The organism is Agromyces sp. NBRC 114283 (assembly GCF_030268405.1).
In the GTDB taxonomy this organism is placed as follows: domain Bacteria; phylum Actinomycetota; class Actinomycetes; order Actinomycetales; family Microbacteriaceae; genus Agromyces; species Agromyces mediolanus.
In genome coordinates this window covers 203,374-223,880 of sequence record NZ_BSQP01000001.1, presented here as the reverse complement: position 1 = coordinate 223,880, position 20,507 = coordinate 203,374, and the positions used below count along the sequence as shown (strand labels likewise).

Genomic DNA, 20,507 nt, shown 5'->3' with positions numbered 1-20,507 from the left:
CGGGGCCGCGCGGTGCAGCGGGTCAGTCCGCCTTCGGCGGCGTGATCTGGATCAGCGCCGTCGTGTTGTCCTTCATCGGCTTCTTCAGCTTGATGACGGTGCCGTAGCCCACGCCGTCGTCGGCCGGGTTGCCCGAGCCGAACGGCCCGACCCCGGCGTCGACGCCGTCGTAGCCGGGCAGGCGGTTGCCCTCGAGGTCGTACAGCGGGGTGCTGTACTGCGCGTTGCCCACCGAGGGCACCACGGTCGAGGCATCCCGGTCGCGGTAGAACAGCGCGCCGTCCGACTCGCGCAGCGCGAAGCCAGGCACCCAGCCCTGGTCGTCGGTGAAGGTGCTCACCGGGTCGAGGGCGGGGATGTCCGTGCAGTACTCGGCGAACGCGTCATCGACGATGCACTCCGTGAAGGGGTACGTCTTCTGCACGCCGAAGGCGGCGTTCGAGGACTGCGCCCGCGAGGGCATCACGTTGAGCGTCGACGGGTCGAGGTCGGCGGCCGCTCCGGTCCGCTGCAGCGGATTGAAGTGGCTGTCGACGATGAGCAGGCCGCCCTTGGCGCCGTAGCTGGGCAGCGCCGCCTCGTTGGCCGTGATCATGTTCGAGTCGCCGTACGTCGTGTCCCGGTACCAGACGAGCATGCCCGGCGCGTTGTAGGCGAGCTTCTCGACCTTCCAGGCGCCCTCCTGGTACACGCTGTTGTACGCGTACTTGAGGCCCTGGTCGAAGCCGTCCATGTTCCGCCACTCGACGAGGTAGTACTGCGCCTTGATCGAAGTGCCGGTGTCCTGCCGCCAGCCGGGGCCGGTCGTCGTGGTGAACGAGGCCACCTCGGCGGTCCAGCCGTTGTCGCCCTGCTCGACGTCGTCGCTCCAGACGGTGTCGGCGCCGCTCGTGACCGAGAAGTCGTCGGCGAACCATCCGCGCTCCTGGAAGGCGGCGTCCGTCGCGAGCCGAAGGCGCAGCTGCACCGTCTGCCCGGCGTACGAGCTCAGGTCGACGTAGTCGTGGCGCCAGCCGCCGGTCGAGCCGGTCAGGCCGTACTTCTTCGGCGTGCCCGCCCCGAAGTCGCTCAGCCGGCCGTTCGGGTCGGCGTAGCCGTCGGGCGTGGTGACCTCGGCGCCGGCCTCGTCGAAGACCTTCTGCTCGGTCCACGTCGTGCCGCCGTCGGTCGAGACCTCGACGAAGCCGAAGTCCCAGTCCTCCTCGATCACGAAGTCGTTCCACATCCAGAACTTCGGGTCGGTCGCGGGGACGTCGATCGTGCGGCCGAGGCGGAGGTCCGCCCAGTCCTGATCGGAGCCGGTGTACCACATGTTCTCGCCGCTGTGCGGGGTCGCGAGGGTCACCACCTTGTCGGGCAGGTTGACCTTCACGCCGTCCGCGGAGCCCTTCAGCGGACGCGAGTTCTGGCCCACCTTGAAGGTGTCGGGGTCGTCACCGGGGTTCATCTCGGCCGGGTCGACCCAGCCGAGCACGTACTTGTCCCAGAGGCCCATGTGCGTCGGCATCGACTGGAAGATGGGACCCGCGTGCGAGCCGGAGCTCATCAGGTCCCAGAAGTCGACGTCGGAGTCCCCGGCGTTCGAGGTGTCGTACAGGTCGGGCAGGCCGAGGTCGTGGCCGTACTCGTGCGCGAACACGCCGACGCCCGAGTCCTCGGGCTGCACGATGTAGTTCGACAGCTTGAGGTCGGTGCCGGGGATCGGGGCCCCGCCCGCGACGGCGGAGGAGTGCGCCCAGATGGCGTAGGTGCCCTCGGCGCCGCCGCCGCCCGACTTGTCCTCACCCGCGTGCACGAGCACGACGTGGTCGATCACGCCGTCGGGTTCGAAAAGGTCGCCGTCGCCGTCGCGGTCGCCCTGGTCCTCGATGTCGTAGTCGGCCCAGGGGAAGTCGGGCTGCGCCGCGGACAGCGCCGCGACCGCGTCGATGGGCAGCTGGCCCGGCCCGAGCGGGTTGTCCGGGTGGCCCTGCATGTCCTGCATGGGGCCGGCCTCGTAGACGCCCTCGTCGTTCTGGTGGCAGACCGTCGCGCCGTAGTACGCCTCGGAGTGCGGCACCGTCACCCAGGCGGTCGCCTCACCCGTGACGGTGTAGGCGCCCTGCGACATCTCCTCGTACATGTTCTTCATCGTGTAGCCGGAGATGTCGATGCCCTTGCGGCCGTCGGGCCCGCGGAGGTCCGTGCGGACGCGCTCCGTGATGCCCTTGTCGCTGAACAGCATCTTGTTGTAGTGCTCGCTCGAGAAGTCGGGCACCCACATCGAGTTGTTGTCCTCGAGCTCGTAGTCGGCAGGGTTCGGGATGTTGTTGTGCAGCGGGCCGCTCTGCGGAGCGCCCGGCTTGCACTCGGTCGCGCCGAACTCGGTCGGCACGTACACGTCGCTGAAGTCGTCGACCACCGTGTCGTCGAACTCCACGAGGATCGTGAGGAGCTTCGCCTCCTGCGTCTCGTCGGCCTGCTTGTAGTTCGGCTTCTTGTGCTTGTTGCCCTTCCAACCGTGGCCGTGCCCGTGGCCGCCGCGGTCCCACTTCAGTTCCTTCGGGCTCTTGCCGGTCTTGTTGGACTGGTCTTCGAGCTTGGCGAGGCCCTGCGCCGCGACCGGGTTGCCGGCCGCGTACTTCTCGTCGACGACCTTGGCCTGTTCGAGCGCGGACATGCCGCGGGCCGTGTCGTTCTTCGCCCCGTTCACGTCGACGACCACTTCGTCGTCGCCGAAGGCGACTTCCGCTCGCGGTGCGACGTAGTTCATGTAGTACTCGTCGTCACCGATCACCGGCGCGGACACGGGCGATGGCGACGCATTCGCTGGCGCGATGCTCAGGGTCGCCAACCCGGCGGCCGTGAGCGCGAGCACAGAGGTCGTCGCCACCACGCGCCGCGCGCGAGTGGAGTTTCCAGACATGCTTCTCCCTCCGAGCACCGACGCGTGGGTTCGTCGCGCCGGTGCGACTGGCACGCGTCGATCAGACGCGCGTACTCGGCATCATGCACCGTGTACCCCGTTCGGGGGAAGAGGGGAATTCCGATCCGGTGGCGGATCGCCGCCGTCGGGCCCGCGACGACGGCATGATCGCGAGGATCTGCGATCTCGCGCGCGGCCGATGCGGGATCTGCGTCGCGCGCTACGCTGGCCGTGGCGCGGAGCCGCGCCGGATGGGGGGGATCAGGATGACTCGACCGCGAACGATGCGTTTCGACGGCCTCGCTTCGACGGGCTCAGCGAACCAGGGGCTTCGACGGGCTCAGCTGACCAGGCGGTTCGGGGCGCTGCTCGCCGCCGCCGCGCTCGCCGCGACGCTCGCCGGCTGCGCCGCGGGCGGCGGCACGGCGTCGCCCAGTGCGAGCCCGCCCGCGAGCAGCGGCGCCTCGGCGCTCCCGCCCGTGATCGTCGACCTCGGCGCCGTTGACGGCACCGAGGTGGAGGTGCCCGTCGGCGGCACCGTCGACCTGGTCGGCGACGACGAGCACTTCCTCGCCTGGACGGCGGAGCTCTCCGACCCGGAGGTCGCCGAGTTCGTGCCGGGCAAGGACGACGGCTCGGCGCAGTTCAACCCGGGGCTCACCGCGCTCGCCGAGGGCGACACCGAGGTGACGCTGACGAACGACGAGTCGGGCGACAAGCTCGAGTTCACGCTCGTAGTGGTGCCGGCGTCGTAGCGCGGGTGCCCGCGCCCCCGCCCGCTCAGCCCAGCAGCAGCTTGCCGAGCTGGTCGCTCGAGTGCACGATCGCGAGGGCGTCGGCGGCCTCGGCGGGCGAGCCGTAGCCCCACTCGACGACGATCGTGGGCACGTCGTGCGCGGCGGCGCCGAGGATGTCGTAGCCGCGGTCGCCGACCATGACCGCGTGCGAGGCATCCACTCCGGCGTCGCCGAGTCGGCGCAGCGCCTCGGCGACGACGTCGGCCTTCGTGGTGCGCGACTCGTCCTCGCTCGCGCCGGTGATCGTCGTGAAGTAGTCGCTGAGGCCCGCGTGCTCGAGCACGGCGCGGGCGACGGCCTCGGGCTTCGAGGTGGCGAGGGCGACGGGGATGCCGGCGGCGTGCAGCCGCTCGAGCAGCCCGGCAATGCCGGGGAAGACGGGGGAGCGGATGGCCCGCTGGTTGTAGTGCGCGCGGTAGATGCCGAGTGCGTGCCTGGCCTGCTCGTCGTCGAGCCCCGCCGAGAGGCGGAGGCTGTCGAGCAGCGGCGGGCCGACGTAGTCGCGCAGGGTCGCCTCGTCGGGCACGGGCAGCCCGACCGTGTCGAAGGCGTGGGCGAGGGAGCGGGTGATGTCTCCGGCGGAGTCGATGATCGTGCCGTCGAGGTCGAACAGCACGGCCGACCAGGTTCGGGTGGCGACGACGGGTGCCGGGGGGAGCAGCGTGTCAGAGGTCACCGTGACATCCTATGGGCGCGCACCTCGGCGAAAGCCGAGTGTCGCTCGGGTCCGGGAGTGTGCCCTGATCAGCGTCAGAACAGCCGGGCGTGCCCGCTGTCGACGCCGCGCATCTCGTCATAGTCGAGCACGACGCAGCGGATGCCGCGGTCCTCGGCGAGGGTGCGCGCCTGCGGCTTGATCTCCTGGGCGGCGAAGACGCCGCGCACGGGGGCGAGCCGGGGGTCGCGGTTCATCAGCTCGAGGTAGCGGGTGAGCTGCTCGACGCCGTCGATGTCGCCGCGGCGCTTGAGTTCGACGGCGACGCTCGCGCCCGCCTCGTCGGTGGCGAGGATGTCGACCGGGCCGATCGCGGTCATGTACTCGCGGCGGATCAGCGTGTAGCCGTCGCCGAGCCGCTCGATCTGCTCGGCGAGCAGCTGCTGCAGGTGCGCCTCGACGCCGTCTTTCTGGAGGCCGGGGTCGACGCCGAGCTCGTGCGCCGAGTCGTGCAGCACCTCGTGGATCTTCACGATGAGCCGGTCGGCGGTCTTCTTGTGCGTCACCGTCCAGACCTGCGTGATGCCGCCGGCGGCCTGCTCCTCGTCGGGCTCCGACTCGGCGAGCGTGCAGGGCGGGCTCATCCAGTTCAGCGGCTTGTAGCTGCCGCCGTCGGAGTGCACGAGCAGGCTGCCGTCGCCCTTGACCATGAGCAGGCGGGTCGCGAGCGGCAGATGGGCGGAGAGCCGGCCGGCGTAGTCGACGGAGCAGCGGGCGATGACGAGACGCACCGTTCGAGTGTACGCGGCCGGCGCACCGCACCCGCGGCTCGGCGCCGGGTCACGCGCGGAGGTACGTCACCACCACGACCCCGTTGTCGAAGCGCCGGGTGTCGACGAGCCGGAGCTGCTGGCGCACGCCGTCGGGCAGCGCCCTCGCGCCGCCGCCGAGCAGGCAGGGCGCGACGTAGAGCGAGAGCTCGTCGACGATTCCCGCGCGCAGCGCCTCGGCCGCGAGCATCGCGCCGCCGACGAGCACGTCGGCCTCCGCGGTACGGACAAACTCCCGCACCGCCTGGGGGTCGAAGCTGCGCTCGAGCGTCGTGCGCGGGGTCGGCACCTCGTCGAGCGTCGCCGAGTAGACGACCTTGTCGGTCGCCCGCCAGATCTCCTGGAAGTCGGCCTCGACGGGGGCGAGCTCGGCGGGATCGAAGTCCTCCCACACCCGCATCACCTCGTAGAGCCGGCGGCCGTAGAGGTGCGTGCCGACGGTGCGCATCCGGTCGTTGATGAACTGGTGCTGGTCGGGACTCGGATCGCTGAAGTCGAAGCTGCCCTGCTCGTCGGTGATGTAGCCGTCGAGCGAGCAGTTCGTGGAGTAGAGCAGTGCGGCCATCGTGATACCTCCTGGCGCACATGCTGCACCGAACGGGCCCGCGCCGCCAGGGGTGCTGCGCACTGGCCCGGTCGCCCGCTCATGGAATCCTGGAGCGATGCGCATCCTCGTCACCGGCTTCGAACCGTTCGGCTCGGATTCTGAGAACGCGAGCGGCGAGACCGTCGCACGGCTGCGCGAGCGCTGGAGCGACCCGGCGATCGAGCTCGTCACCGCCATCCTGCCGGTGTCGTTCGCGGGCGCGCCCGCGCGCCTCGGCGAGCTCGTGACCGAGCACCGCCCCGATGCCGTGCTCGCGCTCGGCGAGGCCGGGCGGCGCGCGGCGGTCACCCCCGAGCGCGGCGCGCGGAACCTGGTCGACGCGCGCATCCCCGACAACGACGGCGCGCAGCCGCTCGGGGTGCCGATCGACGACGGCCCCGAGCGCCGGGCGGCGCGCTTCGACGTCGACGCGATGGTCGACGCGATCTGTGCGGTCGGCGTCCGCGCCGAGGCATCCGACGATGCCGGCGGCTTCGTCTGCAACCGGATCGCCTACGAGCTCGCGCGCTCCGAGCTGCCGGGTGGGTTCCTGCACGTGCCGGCCGTGCGGAGCCGCGGCGTCGCCACGGTCGGCGCGGAGACCGGCGGCACGGCCGGGGCGGGGACCGGCGCGGCCGACGCCAGCGCGCTCGGCTTCGACGAGCTCGCCCACGCCGCCGAGGCGGCCGTGCGCTCGCTCGCCGAGGGCGTCGCGGCCCGCTAGCTGCGCGAGCGCTCGCGTGCCGCGGGGGCGAGGATGCCGGCGACGGCGGTGAGCGCCAGGATGACGAGCAGCGCGTTCAGCAGCCCGAAGTGCTCGCCGAGGAAGCCGATGAGCGGCGGCCCCGCGAGGAACGCGAAGTAGCCGATGATCGCGACCGCGCTCACCCGGGCGGCGGAGTTCACCGGATCGTCGGCCGCGGCGGACATGCCGACCGGGAAGCCGAGCGAGCAGCCGACCGCCCAGAGCGCGGTGCCGACGACGATGACCCACGGCTCGGTGCCGAAGATGAACATCGAGATGCCGACGACCGCGGTCACCGAGAGCACCCGGAGCACGGGCACCCGGCCGAAGCGGTCGAGCAGCGGGCCTCCGAGCACGCGGGAGACCGTCATCGACACGGTGAAGACGCTGAAGACGAGGGCGCCGGTGGTCGCGTCGAAGCCGTGGCCGTCGACGGCGGCGAGGGTGATCCAGTCGTTCGCGGAGCCCTCGGCGAAGGACATGCTGAGCATGATCGCGCCGATGAGGAGCAGGCGGGCGTCGGCCCACACGGAGAGGCTCGCGCGCAGGCGCTCCCGCCACGGCGGCTTGGGGGCGTCGTGCTCCTCGGGGTCGCCGAGCTCGGCGCGGCGCGGCACGAAGCGCACGGCGATGACGACGGCGATCGCGATGAGCCCCGCGATGATGCCGAGGTGCGCGAGCACGGGCAGGCCGAGCCCGGCGGCCCCGGCGGCGAGCACGGCGCCGGCGACCGTGCCGAAGCTGAAGAAGGCGTGCATGAGCGGCATCAGCGTCTTGCCGATCTCGCGCTCGGCCTCAGCGCCCTCGACGTTCATCATGACGTCGACCGCGCCGTTGCCGAAGCCGAAGAAGGCGAGGCCGACGACGATCGTGGCCACGGACGGCACGAGCGAGCCGCCGATGCCGATGAGCACGAGGCCGATGGAGACGAGCAGCAGCATCGCGATCATACCGGTGCGCGCGCCGAGGCGGGCGAGGAAGATCGGCGCGACGACGAGGCCGATGATCGAGCCGACGGACATGCCGAGGATGACGAGGCCGACGCCCTGCGTCGACAGCTCGGTGAAGTCGCGCACCGCGGGCAGGCGGGCGACCCAGCTGGCCATGCTGAGGCCGGACAGGAAGAAGATGGCGAAGACCGCGTTGCGCCAGGCCGCGAGGCCGCGGGGCGTGCGCCCGCGCTTGGGGGTGCGGGCGGAGGTTCCGCTCTCATCTGGGGTGTCGGTCATCTCAAGCGCTTCGTCGTGGGTCGGCTGGGTCATCCGGTCGTCCTCGCGGTCGTCGTCGGCCCGAACGGCCGGGATGCCGCTCCCAGTCTGGCCGATGCGGGATGGTGGTGCGGGGTGGTGGTGCGGAGGGGCGGGAGCACGGCGGGTCGGGGTCCAGTCCGACCCGCCGCGCCCCTCGAATCGATTCGACTCGAATCGATTCGACCACGATAGCGAGCGCGTCGTCCTCGTGCAAGGGCTCCGCCGCGCCCCGAGGCATCAGCACTGCCGGCGCAGCCGACCGCGTCCCCTGAAACATCTGGCGCCACGTCGATACGATGGCTGAGGCATCCGGCGCACCCACCGGACCGACTCGCACGGACCGCCGCACCCAGCGGTTCCGTGCCCTGAACCACGATGGAGTTCCACATGAAGGCCCTGTTCAAAGCCGCGCCCGGTGCCGGATTCGAGTTCGTGGATCGGCCGGAGCCCGAGGTGGGGCCGGCCGACGTGAAGATCCGGGTGCTGCGCACGGGCATCTGCGGCACGGACCTGCACATCGAGAAGTGGGACGACTGGGCCGCGTCGACGATCGCGACGCCGCTGATCCCGGGGCACGAGTTCTCGGGCGAGGTCGTCGAGGTCGGGCCGCTCGTGCACGACGTCTCGGTCGGCGATCTGGTGTCGGGCGAGGGGCACGTGGTGTGCGGCATGTGCCGCAACTGCCGTGCCGGCCGCCGGCAGATGTGCATCCGCACGCAGGGCGTGGGCCTGCACCGCGACGGCGCGTTCGCGGAGTACATCGTGATCCCCGGGCAGAACGTGTGGGTGCACCATTCCCCGGTCGATCCCGAGCTGGGTGCGATCTTCGATCCCTTCGGCAATGCGGTGCACACGGCGCTCGCCTTCGGTGTGGTCGGCGAGGACGTGCTCGTCACCGGCTGCGGGCCGATCGGCCTGATGTCGATCGCGGTCGCCCGGCACGTGGGGGCGCGCTTCGTGGTCGCGACGGATGTGTCGCCGGCACGCCTCGAGCTCGCGCGCCGCATGGGCGCCGACGACGTGGTGGACGTGTCGAAGGAGCGGGTGCGCGAGGCGCAGGAGCGGCTCGGCATGCGCGAGGGCTTCGACGTCGGCTTCGAGATGAGCGGCTCGCCGAAGGCGCTGCCGGAGCTGCTCGAGAACATGAACCACGGCGGCCGGATCGCGATGCTGGGCCTGCCCGCCGAGCCGTACGCGATCGACTGGGGCAAGGTCGTGACGCACATGCTGACGCTGAAGGGGATCTACGGGCGCGAGATGTTCGAGACGTGGAACTCGATGTCCGCGATGCTGCAGACGAGCGAGCCGCTGCGCGAGGCCGTCGCGAGCGTGATCTCGGACCGTTTCCCCGCGCGCGAGTGGCGGGCGGCGTTCGACGTCGCCGCGTCCGCGGGCGCGGGCAAGGTCATCCTCGACTGGACCGAAGTATAGGAACGGGTGGAACGCACATGTACGGAGACGTGAAGGCGCAGTTGCGCGCCGAGCTCGACGAGATCGATGCCGCGGGGCTCACGAAGCGCGAGCGCGGCATCGTCGGACCGCAGTCGTCCGAGGTGGACATCGCCTCCGGCGGTGCCGACGGCATCGGGCTGCAGCGGGTGCTGAACTTCTGCGCGAACAACTACCTCGGCCTCGCCGACGACCCGCGCATCGTGGAGGCCGCGCACCGCGGCCTCGACGAGTGGGGGTACGGGATGGCGAGCGTGCGCTTCATCTGCGGCACGCAGACGCAGCACCTCGAGCTCGAGGCCCGGGTGAGCGAGTTCCTCGGCTACGACGACACCATCCTGTTCTCCTCCTGCTTCGACGCGAACGGCGGCGTCTTCGAGACGCTGTTCGGCCCGGACGACGCGATCATCTCCGACGCGCTGAACCACGCGTCGATCATCGACGGCATCCGCCTGTCCAAGGCTCGCCGCTACCGCTACGCGAACCGCGACCTCGCCGATCTCGAGCAGCGCCTCGTCGAGGCATCCGACGCCCGCCGGAAGGTGATCGTCACCGACGGCGTGTTCTCGATGGACGGCTACATCGCCCCGCTGCGGGAGATCTGCGACCTCGCCGACCGCTACGGCGCGCTCGTCTTCGTCGACGACTCGCACGCCGTCGGCTTCGTCGGCGCGAACGGCCGCGGCACCCCCGAGCTGTGCGGCGTCGAGGGGCGGGTCGACATCACGACCGGCACCTTCGGCAAGGCGCTCGGCGGCGCCTCCGGCGGCTACGTCGCGGCCCGGCAGGAGATCGTCGACCTGCTGCGCCAGCGCGCCCGCCCCTACCTCTTCTCGAACACGCTGGCCCCGGCGATCGTCGCGGGCACGCTCGAGGCGCTCGCGTTGCTGTCGTCGTCGGGCGAGCTGCGCGAGCAGCTGCGGGCGAACGCGGCCCTGTTCCGTTCGCTGATGACCGAGGCGGGCTTCGAGCTGCTGCCCGGCGAGCACCCCATCGTTCCCGTCATGTTCGGCGACGCGGCCCTCACCGCCCGCATCGCCGACGCGCTGCAGGCCCGGGGCGTGTACGTCACCGCGTTCTCCTACCCCGTGGTGCCGAAGGGCGAGGCGCGCATCCGCGTGCAGCTCTCCGCCGCGCACTCCGAGGACGAGATCCGCGCCTGCGTCGAGGCCTTCACCGCCGCGCGGGACGAGGTCGTCGCCGCCTGAGCCCGAGCACCCGCACTGACCGCGCCCGACCGCGCCCGACCGCGAGCTGCACGACGAAACCGCCGCAGCGCCAACTCGGCTGGCGCCCCCGCGTTCTTGTCGTGCAACTCGCGGGGGTCGGGCGGAGACAGGGTGGGTGAGTGCACCGGGCGCGGGCGCTCGAATCGATTCGGGCGGCTCGCAGCGCCGGCCCCTAGACTCGGGGCATGACCGCCCGACCGACCCTCGCCGACGTGGCCGCCCGCGCCGGCGTCTCGGCGTCGACCGCGTCGCTCGCCTTCTCAGGGTCGGGCCCCGTGTCGGATGCCACGAAGGAGCGGGTGCTCGCCGCGGCCGCCGAGCTCGGCTACGCCGGACCCGACCCGCGGGCGCGCTCGCTGCGCCGCGGCCGTTCCGGCATCGTCGGCGTCGTGCTCGAGGAGCGGGTGCGCAGCGCCTTCCTCGACCCGGTGAAGATCCGCACGCTCGACGGCATCGCCGACGGCATCGCCCCGCTCGGCGCGGCCCTGCTGCTGCTGCCGTTCATCGGCGGCGACTCCGAGGGCGCCACCATCGAGGACGCCCCGGTCGACGCCGTCGTGCTCATCGGCTGCAGCCCCCGGGTCGGGCACTCGCTCGAGATCCTGCGCCGCCGGGGCATCCCCACCGTGGCGATCGAGGGCGGACCCACCGGCGACGACGTCCCCGACATCTCCATCGACAACCGCGACGCGACCCGGCGCGGCGCCGAGCACCTCGCGGAGCTCGGCCACCGCGACGTGGCCGTCGTGACGCTGGCCTTCGACGCGGAGCGCACGAGCGGTCCCGTCGACGCGGCCCTCGAGGCGCGGGCGACGACGCAGGTCACGATCGAGCGGCTGCAGGGCGCGCGCGACGTGTTCCCCGAGGCGCCCGCGGTCGCCGCGGCGACGAGCTCGGTCGAGGACGGCCGCCTCGCCGCGCGCCTGCTGCTGGCGGATGCCTCGGGCCGGGTGCTTCCCGCCGAGCGCCGTCCGACGGCGATCATCGCGCAGAGCGACCTGCTCGCGGCGGGAGTGATCCTCGCCGCCGAGGAGCTCGGCCTCACCGTGCCGGGCGAGCTCAGCGTCGTCGGCTTCGACGGCATCCGCGTCGACGGCCTGCGGCACGACCTGACGACGCTCGACCAGCCCTCGACCGACAAGGGGCGCGCGGCCGGCGAGGCGGTGGTGCGGCTGCTCGCGGGCGAGCCCGCGACGTCGCTCGCGTTCACGAGCACCCTGCACATCGGCGACACGACGGCACCGCCGGCGCGCTGATCGCGCCGGTCCGCCCGGGCGCTACGCCACCCCGGTGACCATCCACCGGCTGCCCCGCGCGCGCAGCGAGAGCGTGATCGCGCGCGCGGCGAGGTAGCCGAGGGCGAACGCCGCCATGAGCCACGCGAGCGCGGCGGCACCGGGTGCGCCCGAGGCATCCGCCCACCAGACGGCGCCGAGCGCGAGCGGCGCGTAGGCCGCGAGGTTCACGAGTCCGGTCCAGGCGAGGTAGCGGGCGTCGCCCGCGCCGATGAGCACGCCGTCGAGCACGAAGACCAGTCCGCCGAGCGGCGCCGAGATGCCGAGCACGACGAGCGCGGGCGGCAGCAGCGCGGCGACCTCGGCCGAGGAGGTGAACAGCTGCGGCAGCACCCACGCGGTCGAGACGACGAGCGCGCCGATGACGACGCCCGAGCCGATGCCCCACTGCAGGCAGCGGCGCAGCACGAGCCGCACCTCGGCGACGTCGCCCGCGCCGAGCCCGCGGCCGACGAGCGCCTGCGCGGCGATCGCGAGAGCGTCGAGCGCGAAGCCGAGGGTGAAGTAGATCGAGATCGCCACCTGGTAGGCCGCGAGCTCGTCGGGGCCGAGCGCCGTCGCCGACCAGGTCGAGAGCAGCAGCGCCGCCCGCAGGCTCAGCGTGCGGAGGAACAGCCAACCGCTCGACGAGGCGCCGCCGAGGAGGCCGGCCCGGTGCGGACGCCAGCCCGCGCCCGCGCGCCGAACGTGCCGGGCGACGACGATCAGGTAGACGGCGACCATGCCCCACTGCGCGACGACGGTGCCGACGGCCGAACCGGCGATGCCCCAGCCGGCGAGGTAGATGAACACGAAGTTCAGCGCGATGTTCGCGGCGAAGCCGATGCCGGCGACCCAGAGCGGCGTGCGGGTGTCCTGCAGGCCGCGGAGGAGGCCCGTCGCGGCGAAGACGAGCAGCATCGCGGGCAGGCCCGCCATCGAGATGCCGAGATAGCTGCGGGCGGCCTCGGCGACGGCCTCGTCGGCCCCGAAGGCGCCGACGAGCGCGGGCGTCGCGGCCCAGCCGGCGAGCCCGAGCAGCGCGCCGAGCCCGAGTGCGAGCCAGAGCCCGTCGATGCCCGCCTGCACCGCGCCGCGCTCGTCGCCCGCGCCGAGCCGTCGGGCGACCGCCGGGGTCGTCGCGTAGGCGAGGAAGATCATCAGCCCGATGATCGTCTGCAGCACCGCGCTGGCCAGGCCGAGCCCGGCGAGCGGGGTGGCGCCGAGGTGGCCGACCATGGCGGTGTCGGCGAGCAGGAACGCGGGCTCGGCGATGAGCGCGCCGAGCGCGGGCAGCGCGAGGCGCAGGATGTCGCGGTCGACGGAACGGCGTTGGGGCGTGGTGCTCATGTGCCCGTCGAGCCTACGGCCTGCCGCCGACGGCCCCGCCCCGCCTCGGCTCGGCCGCGCGACCTCACGCCTTATCGACGATCTCCTTGCCGAGCGGGGCGAGCGAGATCGGGATCATCTTGAAGTCGGCGAGCCCGAGCGGGATGCCGATGATCGTGATGCAGAGCGCCACCCCGGACAGCACGTGCCCGATCGCGAGCCACAGCCCGGCGAGCAGGAACCAGATCACGTTGCCGATGAACGCCCACGCGCCGGAGGTCGGCTTCTGCACGACCTCGCGGCCGAACGGCCAGAGCGCGTACCGCGCGATGCGGAACGAGGCGATGCCCCACGGGATCGTCACGATGAGCACGCACATGATCACCCCGGCCACGAGGTAGCCGAGGAACAGCCAGAACCCGGAGAGCACGAGCCAGATGACGTTGAGCACGGTGTTCATAGGGCCTCCATCTTCGCACCGGATCCGGCGACGAGTCTGCCGGGTGGCCGTCCCCGGCGACATGGATCCACGTCGCATCTTTCACGCGAATCGCGGGCCACCGTTCAGGCTTCGCCGCCTAGGCTGGAGCGCATGACCGACGACGGCACCCTCAGCTCCGGCATCGCGCTCGACGAACTCGACCCGGGCGTGCGCCCGCAGGACGATCTGTTCCGACACGTCAACGGCAAGTGGATCGATCGCACCGAGATCCCGGCCGACAAGGCCCGCTTCGGCTCGTTCATCGAGCTGCACGAGGAGGCCGAGCGCGCGGTCCGGGAGATCATCGTCGAGGCGCAGGGGGCCGATCCCGGCACCGAGGAGCGCAAGGTCGGCGACCTCTTCGCGAGCTTCATGGACGAGCAGCACGCCGAGCTCCTCGGGGCCACGCCGATCGCCGGTCAGCTCGTCGAGGTGTCGCTCATCGGCGACGTGCCGAGCTTCCTCGAGACCCTCGGTCGCCTCGAGCGCCAGGGCGTCGCGGGCTTCGCGCAGCTCTTCGTCGACAACGACCCCGGCGACCCCGAGCGCTACCTCGTCTTCGTCGAGCAGGGCGGCATCGGCCTGCCCGACGAGAGCTACTTCCGCGAGGAGCGCTTCGCCGAGGTGCGCGAGGCGTACCGTTCGCACCTCGAGCGCATGTTCCGGCTCGCGAAGCTCGACGACGCGGCCGAGCGCGCGGCGCGCGTGTTCGAGCTCGAGACCGCGATCGCCGCAGTGCACTGGAGCAACGTCGACTCCCGCGACAGCGAGAAGACCTACAACCTGAAGAGCTGGGCGGATGCCGCGGCGCTCGCCTTCCCCGGCGCCGACCCGGCCTCGGCCGGGCTCGCCGTCTGGCGCGACGCGATGGGCGCCCCGGAGGCAGCCTTCGCCGAGCTCGTCGTCCGCCAGCCGAGCTTCGTCGAGGGGCTGGGCGCGCTGCTCACGGAGGAGCGCGTGCCGGCGTGGCGCGACTGGCTCGCGTGGCAGGTCGTGCGCGGGGCATCCCCCTACCTGTCGAAGGACTTCGTCGAGGCGAACTTCGACTTCTACGGCCGCACCCTCACCGGCACGCCGCAGCTCCGCGAGCGCTGGAAGCGCGGCGTCTCCCTCGTCGAGGGCGCGATGGGCGAGGCCGTCGGCCGCATCTACGTGGAGCGGCACTTCCCGCCCGCCGCGAAGGAGCAGATGGACGAGCTCGTCGGCTACCTCGTCGAGGCCTACCGCCAGTCCATCGTCGGCCTCGACTGGATGGGCGAGGAGACGAAGCGCAAGGCGCTCGACAAGCTCGCGAAGTTCACGCCGAAGATCGGCTTCCCCGTGAAGTGGCGCGACTACTCGAGCCTCGGCATCGAGCCCGGCGACCTCGTCGCGAACGTGCGGGCGACGGCGGAGTTCGAGTTCCGCCGCGAGCTCGGCAAGATCGGCAAGCCCATCGATCGCGACGAGTGGTTCATGACCCCGCAGACGATCAATGCGTACTACAACCCGGGCTTCAACGAGATCGTGTTCCCCGCGGCCATCCTGCAGTACCCCTTCTTCACGCCGGAGCGCGACGCGGCCGCCAACTACGGCGCGATCGGCGCGGTGATCGGGCACGAGATCGGCCACGGCTTCGACGACCAGGGCTCGAAGTACGACGGCGACGGGCGGCTCACCGACTGGTGGACGGCCGACGACCGCGCCGCCTTCGAGGAGCGCACGAAGGCGCTCATCGATCAGTACGACGCGCTCGTCCCGGCGCAGCTCGCCGCGGGCGGCGAGGGCGGGGCGGATGCCTCGGGCGAGGCGGATGCCGCGGATGCCTCCGAGCTCCCGCACGTCAACGGCGCGCTCACCATCGGTGAGAACATCGGCGACCTCGGCGGCCTCGCGATCGCCTGGAAGGCGTACCTGCTCTCGCTCGGGGGCGCGGAGCCGCCGGTGATCGACGGGCTGAGCGGCGCCGAGCGCTTCTTCCTCTCGTGGGCGCAGGCCTGGCAGATGAAGGCGCGCGACGCGGAGGTGGTGCGGCTGCTCGCGATCGACCCCCACTCGCCGAACGAGTTCCGCTGCAACCAGATCGTCAGGAACATCGATGAGTTCTACACTGGCTTCGGAGTGACCCCCGACGACGCCCTCTGGCTCGACCCGGCCGAGCGGGTGACGATCTGGTAGTCCGCTCCACGGTCCCGGAAACCCGTGACCGGAACCCGCCCCACCAGATACCGTTGACCTCGAGCGTGCCGCACCCCGCGGCGGGGGAGCGCCGAGCTCGTGAGCAGGAGTGTGCAAGCACCGTGGTGACCCCCTCGCAAGGCTCAGAGCGCAGAGCGCGCCATGCCGATGTCCGGCGAGGGAAGCACCGTACCGACGAGGCGAGCGAGGACTTCAGCCGCGGCTTCGACGCGCTCGGGGAGCTCGCGCTCGCCGGGGTGCAGGTGTCGGCGCGGGCGACCGACCTCGCCACCGGCCGGGTGCTCTTCTCGGTCGACGACCACGTCGTGATGCCGACCGCCTCGATCGGCAAGGTGCTGCTGCTCGTCGAGGTCGCCGCCCGGCTCGCCGAGAGCGAGACCGAGGCGCTCACGGTGCTCGACCGCGACGCGCGCGACGCCGTCGGCGACGCCGGCATCTGGCAGCACCTGCAGTCGCCCTCGCTGCCGATCGCCGATCTCGCCGCGCTCATCGGCGCGACGAGCGACAACCTCGCGACGAACGTGCTGCTGCGCTACGTCGGGCTCGAGGCCGTGCGCGCCCGCACCGAGGCGCTCGGCCTCACTCGCACCGCCCTGCTCGACCTCGTGCGCGACCACCGCGGCCCCGACGACGCCCCGCAGCTCTCGATCGGTTCCGCGAAGGAGCTCACCTGGCTGTTCGCCTCGCTCGCGCGCGGCGAGATCGTCTCGCCCGAGGTGTCGCAGCGCGTCGTCGGCTGGCTGACGCTGAACACCGACCTGTCGATGGTGTCCGCGGCGTTCGGGCTCGATCCGCTCGCGCACCGGCGCCCCGACCACAGCGTGCTGCTGATGAACAAGACGGGTACCGACGGCGGCGTGCGCAGCGAGGTCGGCGTGCTGCGCGGACCGCGTGCGAGCGTCGCGTTCGCCGTGTCGATGTACTACGCCGACACGCAGCTCTCGAGCCGCCTCGCGGTGCTCGACGGCATGCGGCAGGTCGGGCTCGACCTGCTGGAGTTCGTGCACTAACTCGGCGTCTCCGCGGTTGCCTCGGTGGCCGCGGTGAGATCGGGGGCGTCCGCGACGCGCGCCCCTTCCCGCGCCGCCAGCCCAGTGATCCCGTCGAGCACGGCGCTCGCCGTCTCCGGGGCGCCGAGCACGCGGAAGTGGCCGGCGACCGGCACCTCGATGTTGCGCGCGCCGGGCAGTTCGCTGCCGTCGGGGATGTGCGGATCCCAGCGGCCGAAGACCGAGACGATGCGGGCGTCGACCTCGCGCGCCTCGCCGAGCGCGTGGATCGTGGCGTCGCCGGGGAGCAGCGCGAGGAGGCTGCGGTCGGCGAAGAAGAAGCGGGCCCGGCTCGAACCGCCGAACGGCGTGCTGATCGCGACGACGCCGAGCAGGCCGAGCTCGGCACCCGGGGTCGAGCCGGTGGCGTCCGCTCGCTGCAGCTCATCGACGAGCAGTTGCTTGCCGATGAGCCCGCCCTTGGAGTGCCCCACGATCACCCGGCCCGCCGGCGGCGCCGGCCGGCGGGCGAGCGCGCGGCCGAGGAGCTCGGCGGTCTCGGCGATGGCACGGCGGTTCGCCCCGAGGCCGTGCACGACGCGGACGCGGTGGCCCGCCCGGTGCAGGCGTTCGGCGAGCGGGCGCAGGAAGGTCCAGTGCTCGTAGATGCCCGGCAGCAGGACCACCTCGGGCAGGGCAGCATCCCCGCGCTGCCAGTGCCGGGCGTCGCGGCGGTCGAACGGCGCCGCGAGGTGGCGCCACCCGGCGTAGAGGTAGTCGGCGGCCCACCAGCCCGCGGTGCGCCACCAGGGGACGCGAGCGTTCGCGTTCCCGTTCGCGTCCGCCTTCGCCTTCGCGCCCGGGCGAGTGCCGAGGCGCTGCCGGCGCCCGGTCGGCACGGGCTGGGCGACGGGATGCCCGACGGGTTCGCCGGCAGCGTGCGCCGCGACGAGCCGCGCGACCTCGGCGCCCGCGGTGATCATGGTCTCGTGGCCGCGTCCCGCGACCTCGACGAGGCGCCCGTCGGGCAGAAGGGCGGTGACGAGCTCGGCCCAGTCGCGCGGGGCGACCTGGTCGTGCTCGCCGCGGATGACGAGGGTGCGCGCCCGGATGCGCGGCAGCACGAGCTCGATGCGGTGGGCGAGCATGTCGGCGAGCTTCGCGAAGTACCAGCGGGGCCCGGCCTGGAAGTAGTAGCGGATGCCGAGCGCGAGCACCTTGAGGTGGCTGAAGGCGAGGTCCTGGACGAGGCGGAGCGCCTGCATCGCCGCGGTGCGCTCCCGGCGATTGATCGTCGGCGCGATGAGCACGAGGGCCGCGACGAGCTCGGGGCGCTGAGCCGCGGTCTCGGCGACGATCTGCGTGCCCATCGAGTGCCCGACGAGCACGACGGGCTCGCCCGGTGACTCGGCCGCGACCAGCTCCCCGAGGTAGGCGCCCGACGACGCCATGTCGAGCGACTCCTCGGGCTCCGGGGCGTCGCCGAAGCCGGGGAGGTCGAGCGCGAGCACCCGGCCGGAGCGCGCGAGCGTCTCGGCGAGGTCCGACCAGGTGCGGTGGCCCATGCCGACGCCGTGGACGAGCACGTATGTCGGACCACTGTCGATCCCGGTCTCGGTGATGACGGTTTCGTGGTCGCCCCGCCGGAAGCGTCGAATCGTCATGGTCGAAGTCTAGGCAGGCGAGTGCGGCGGGGAGGGGAGGGTGACGAGCGATGGGTGGATGAGGCAAGCAGCGCTTGGCTTGGCTTGGCTTGGCTTGGCTTGGCTTGGCTTGGCTTGGCCGGGCGCGTGTTTAGAAGGGTGCGGGTTCGGGGTAGCGCTGGGGTTCGGGTGGGTGCTCGGTGGAGTGTTGGGGTGGGTGCAGGTGTTGGGGTGTGGTGGTGGCGGTGTGGCCGGTGGGGGTGTGCCAGGTGATGGTGCCGTTGGGCGCTTTGGTGACGTGGAAGCGGGTGTGGTGTTTGAGGGTGTGGTCGGTGCGGCAGGTGGGGGCGAGGTTGGTGGTGTTGGTGGGGCCGCCGGTTGCCCAGGGGGTGAGGTGGTCGAGGTCGGTGTGGTAGGCGGGTCTGGTGCAGCCGGGTCTGGTGCAGGTGCCGTAGTGGTGGGTGAGCCAGCGGCGTTGGGCGGTGGTGGTGCGGTAGCGGGTGCGGTCCAGGGCGAGTGGGGCGGCGGTGATGGGGTCGGTGATCAGGCGGAGGAAGGTGGGGGCGTGGGCGAAGAGGTGTCGGGCGGTGTCGTCGTCGATGGGGCCGTGGCCGTCGAGCTCGGCGGGCACGTACCCGGTGCCCGGCACGTCCCCGGTGCGGGTGCCGGTGCCGGTGGTGGTGCGGGTGAGGGTGAGGGCGGGGATGGTGATGAGGATCTCGGTGCGTACGGCGGTGGGGGTGTCGTGGCCGGTGAGCCAGTCGGTCGCGGTGTCGGCGCGGAGTTGGTCGAGGGTGCGGGTCTCGCCGGGCTGGCCTGAGTGGTGGGTGGCGGTGGTGTGGACGCGGGCGTGGATGCGGGCCGCGTCGACGGCGGAGACGTAGAGGCTGATCCACGCCATCCCGTCGGGGGCGGGCTCGAGGATCAGCCGTCGGGTGGTGTGGGCGCGCTGGTGGCGGGCCGATGCGGTTTCTGGGGGTTCGAGTCGGGTGCGGAGCCGGCGGGCACGCTGCCGGAACCGGGTGACCGGGATCGTGCCGGCAAGACCGGCGAGGGTGTCGTCGAACTCTGCGAGTGCGGCGGCGTGCCGGGCGGCATCGGCCGGGGCGCGGTGCGGGTCGTTGAGGGGTACTCCGTCGAGAGTGTCGAGCGCGGCGCGTACCTCGGCGTACGAGGCGATGCCGTCACGGAACCTCGCCCACAGGCGGGGCAGATACCGGTGCGCGACAGCAGCGTGGTGGGCACGGTTGCGGATCGTCGCGGCGGGCTGTTGGAGTCGCATCGAGAGTTCTGCGGCGACGGAGCGGGCGGCGAGCTCTGCGACGGGGATGCCGCCGCGGGACTCGGTGTGGTGGGCGTCGGGGTGGACGTAGAGTTCGGGGTGGGTGTCGGCGAGCGCGAATGCCTGCCGGTACGCGTCGAGCTGCACGGCCTGCATGCGATTCGCTTCCAACTGGGCGCCCTCGGCGGCATCCAGCGTGGCCTGGAGTTCGGCGAACACGGCCCGCGACCCGCCAGCGGCCGACGCGGCCCGCCACCCATCCAACGACGCCCAATCAGGGTCAGCCCACTCAGGCTCAGCCCAGTCAGGGTCAGCCCACCCAGGGTCGGCCCGCTCGGCAGCACTGACCGCGGCCGGGTCGGCCAGGTCGTCGGGGTGCAGCGCTTCGGGCATACCCCGACACTATCGAACACAGCTTCGAAACTCACCACCGAAGTGGCGCTGTGGAAAACCCGCGGCCCCGGCCCTCACGCCTCGGCGGGCAGCCAGTTCAGCCGCGACAGCATCCGCTCGAACTCGGCGACGACGAGGGCGCGCTGCTCCCGGCTCCACGTCGCGGTCCTCGACCTCGAGCCTCGCGACACCAGCGCCAGCAGCAACGGGCCGAGCAGTCGTCGTTGCTCGTCCATCGTCAGGCCGGAGAGATCCTCTTCCGCGACCCGCAGATCCACGATGAGCACCGCATCGCGGCGGTCGTAGCGCACGAAGGAGCGCGGCGACAGCTCGCTCGGCAGCGATCGCAACGCGACGAACAGCGCGTCGGAGACCGATTCGGTCGCCTGCGCGAAGGCGGCGGACGACTCCGAAAGCTCATGCGCCAGTTCACGCACGTCGCCGATCCAGCCCGTGTCGCTGGTGGTGTCGAACTCCATGCCGTCCGCGCAG

The 20,507-nt window shown here is 72.1% G+C and carries 17 protein-coding genes; 7 read left to right on the top strand and 10 right to left on the bottom strand.

The genetic code is table 11. The features are described 5' to 3' along the window. Positions 1 to 22 precede the first annotated feature (22 nt). A complete protein-coding gene (locus tag QSJ60_RS01050; RefSeq protein WP_285462213.1) occupies positions 23 to 2,788 on the bottom strand; it encodes an immune inhibitor A domain-containing protein in 2,766 nt (921 codons plus the stop codon). A gap of 383 nt (positions 2,789 to 3,171) precedes the next feature. Here QSJ60_RS01050 and QSJ60_RS01045 point away from each other — a divergent pair, with 383 nt between their 5' ends. Then, positions 3,172 to 3,660 carry a hypothetical protein gene (locus QSJ60_RS01045; RefSeq protein WP_285462212.1) on the top strand — a complete coding sequence of 163 codons (489 nt, stop codon included), beginning with the start codon at positions 3,172 to 3,174 and terminating at the stop codon, positions 3,658 to 3,660. 25 nt (positions 3,661 to 3,685) lie between these two features. On the opposite strand, the gene QSJ60_RS01040 is transcribed toward QSJ60_RS01045, so the two are convergent. The 3 genes from QSJ60_RS01040 to QSJ60_RS01030 form a co-directional block, all read right to left on the bottom strand. Further along, positions 3,686 to 4,378, bottom strand: coding sequence for an HAD hydrolase-like protein (locus QSJ60_RS01040; RefSeq protein ID WP_229781846.1), 693 nt, complete (start codon positions 4,376 to 4,378; stop codon positions 3,686 to 3,688). Between the two features lie 74 nt (positions 4,379 to 4,452). Next, on the bottom strand, positions 4,453 to 5,148 hold the full coding sequence (gene nucS / locus QSJ60_RS01035; protein ID WP_285462211.1) for an endonuclease NucS: 696 nt from the start codon (positions 5,146 to 5,148) through the stop codon (positions 4,453 to 4,455). A 49-nt stretch (positions 5,149 to 5,197) separates the two neighbouring features. Further along, positions 5,198 to 5,752 carry a dihydrofolate reductase family protein gene (locus QSJ60_RS01030; protein ID WP_285462210.1) on the bottom strand — a complete coding sequence of 185 codons (555 nt, stop codon included), beginning with the start codon at positions 5,750 to 5,752 and terminating at the stop codon, positions 5,198 to 5,200. A gap of 97 nt (positions 5,753 to 5,849) precedes the next feature. Between QSJ60_RS01030 and QSJ60_RS01025 the strand changes: the two genes are divergently transcribed. Beyond that, positions 5,850 to 6,497, top strand: a complete 648-nt coding sequence (locus QSJ60_RS01025) for a pyroglutamyl-peptidase I (protein ID WP_285462209.1) — start codon at positions 5,850 to 5,852, stop codon at positions 6,495 to 6,497. On the opposite strand, the gene QSJ60_RS01020 is transcribed toward QSJ60_RS01025, so the two are convergent. Then, positions 6,494 to 7,780, bottom strand: a complete 1,287-nt coding sequence (locus QSJ60_RS01020) for an MFS transporter (RefSeq protein ID WP_285462208.1) — start codon at positions 7,778 to 7,780, stop codon at positions 6,494 to 6,496. The genes QSJ60_RS01025 and QSJ60_RS01020 overlap by 4 nt on opposite strands. Positions 7,781 to 8,155: 375 nt before the next feature. Between QSJ60_RS01020 and tdh the strand changes: the two genes are divergently transcribed. The 3 genes from tdh to QSJ60_RS01005 all read left to right on the top strand — a co-directional run bounded on the left by tdh (position 8,156) and on the right by QSJ60_RS01005 (position 11,702). Further along, entirely contained in the window at positions 8,156 to 9,199 is a 1,044-nt protein-coding gene (gene tdh, locus QSJ60_RS01015) for an L-threonine 3-dehydrogenase (protein WP_285462207.1), read from the top strand. 17 nt (positions 9,200 to 9,216) lie between these two features. Beyond that, entirely contained in the window at positions 9,217 to 10,425 is a 1,209-nt protein-coding gene (locus QSJ60_RS01010) for a glycine C-acetyltransferase (protein ID WP_285462206.1), read from the top strand. Between the two features lie 206 nt (positions 10,426 to 10,631). Further along, positions 10,632 to 11,702 (top strand): LacI family DNA-binding transcriptional regulator, encoded by a 1,071-nt coding sequence (locus QSJ60_RS01005; RefSeq protein WP_285462205.1) that lies wholly within the window; start codon positions 10,632 to 10,634, stop codon positions 11,700 to 11,702. A 21-nt stretch (positions 11,703 to 11,723) separates the two neighbouring features. Here the strand turns inward: QSJ60_RS01005 and QSJ60_RS01000 are convergent, their stop codons facing one another. Further along, positions 11,724 to 13,070: an MATE family efflux transporter gene (locus QSJ60_RS01000; RefSeq protein WP_285462204.1), complete on the bottom strand. Its 1,347-nt coding sequence runs from the start codon at positions 13,068 to 13,070 to the stop codon at positions 11,724 to 11,726. Positions 13,071 to 13,134: 64 nt separating this feature from the next. Further along, positions 13,135 to 13,509 (bottom strand): YccF domain-containing protein, encoded by a 375-nt coding sequence (locus QSJ60_RS00995; protein WP_230768437.1) that lies wholly within the window; start codon positions 13,507 to 13,509, stop codon positions 13,135 to 13,137. 132 nt (positions 13,510 to 13,641) lie between these two features. On the opposite strand from QSJ60_RS00995, the gene QSJ60_RS00990 reads away from it, so the two are divergent. Together QSJ60_RS00990 and QSJ60_RS00985 are read left to right on the top strand one after the other, a co-directional pair. Beyond that, positions 13,642 to 15,687 carry a M13 family metallopeptidase gene (locus QSJ60_RS00990; protein ID WP_285462203.1) on the top strand — a complete coding sequence of 682 codons (2,046 nt, stop codon included), beginning with the start codon at positions 13,642 to 13,644 and terminating at the stop codon, positions 15,685 to 15,687. A gap of 125 nt (positions 15,688 to 15,812) precedes the next feature. Further along, positions 15,813 to 16,718: a serine hydrolase gene (locus QSJ60_RS00985; RefSeq protein WP_229781845.1), complete on the top strand. Its 906-nt coding sequence runs from the start codon at positions 15,813 to 15,815 to the stop codon at positions 16,716 to 16,718. On the opposite strand, the gene QSJ60_RS00980 is transcribed toward QSJ60_RS00985, so the two are convergent. From QSJ60_RS00980 to QSJ60_RS00970, 3 genes are all read right to left on the bottom strand, one after another. Further along, positions 16,715 to 18,361, bottom strand: a complete 1,647-nt coding sequence (locus tag QSJ60_RS00980; RefSeq protein WP_285462202.1) for an alpha/beta fold hydrolase — start codon at positions 18,359 to 18,361, stop codon at positions 16,715 to 16,717. The genes QSJ60_RS00985 and QSJ60_RS00980 overlap by 4 nt on opposite strands. 130 nt (positions 18,362 to 18,491) lie before the next feature. Further along, positions 18,492 to 19,841: an HNH endonuclease signature motif containing protein gene (locus tag QSJ60_RS00975; protein WP_285462201.1), complete on the bottom strand. Its 1,350-nt coding sequence runs from the start codon at positions 19,839 to 19,841 to the stop codon at positions 18,492 to 18,494. A gap of 248 nt (positions 19,842 to 20,089) precedes the next feature. Next, the gene (locus QSJ60_RS00970; protein ID WP_230768704.1) at positions 20,090 to 20,494 is read right to left on the bottom strand and encodes an Imm44 family immunity protein; all 405 of its coding nucleotides are present in this window, start codon (positions 20,492 to 20,494) and stop codon (positions 20,090 to 20,092) included. Positions 20,495 to 20,507: the final 13 nt, after the last annotated feature.

What these genes read in the sequence shown, in the direction of transcription:
- QSJ60_RS01045 (WP_285462212.1), top strand. Translation starts at nt 3,172, where the DNA reads ATGACTCGACCGCGAACGATGCGTTTCGACGGCCTCGCTTCGACGGGC.
- QSJ60_RS01030 (WP_285462210.1), bottom strand. Translation starts at nt 5,752, where the DNA reads ATGGCCGCACTGCTCTACTCCACGAACTGCTCGCTCGACGGCTACATC.
- QSJ60_RS01025 (WP_285462209.1), top strand. Translation starts at nt 5,850, where the DNA reads ATGCGCATCCTCGTCACCGGCTTCGAACCGTTCGGCTCGGATTCTGAG.
- QSJ60_RS01020 (WP_285462208.1), bottom strand. Translation starts at nt 7,780, where the DNA reads ATGACCCAGCCGACCCACGACGAAGCGCTTGAGATGACCGACACCCCA.
- tdh (WP_285462207.1), top strand. Translation starts at nt 8,156, where the DNA reads ATGAAGGCCCTGTTCAAAGCCGCGCCCGGTGCCGGATTCGAGTTCGTG.
- QSJ60_RS01010 (WP_285462206.1), top strand. Translation starts at nt 9,217, where the DNA reads ATGTACGGAGACGTGAAGGCGCAGTTGCGCGCCGAGCTCGACGAGATC.
- QSJ60_RS01005 (WP_285462205.1), top strand. Translation starts at nt 10,632, where the DNA reads ATGACCGCCCGACCGACCCTCGCCGACGTGGCCGCCCGCGCCGGCGTC.
- QSJ60_RS01000 (WP_285462204.1), bottom strand. Translation starts at nt 13,070, where the DNA reads ATGAGCACCACGCCCCAACGCCGTTCCGTCGACCGCGACATCCTGCGC.
- QSJ60_RS00995 (WP_230768437.1), bottom strand. Translation starts at nt 13,509, where the DNA reads ATGAACACCGTGCTCAACGTCATCTGGCTCGTGCTCTCCGGGTTCTGG.
- QSJ60_RS00990 (WP_285462203.1), top strand. Translation starts at nt 13,642, where the DNA reads ATGACCGACGACGGCACCCTCAGCTCCGGCATCGCGCTCGACGAACTC.
- QSJ60_RS00980 (WP_285462202.1), bottom strand. Translation starts at nt 18,361, where the DNA reads ATGACGATTCGACGCTTCCGGCGGGGCGACCACGAAACCGTCATCACC.
- QSJ60_RS00970 (WP_230768704.1), bottom strand. Translation starts at nt 20,494, where the DNA reads ATGGAGTTCGACACCACCAGCGACACGGGCTGGATCGGCGACGTGCGT.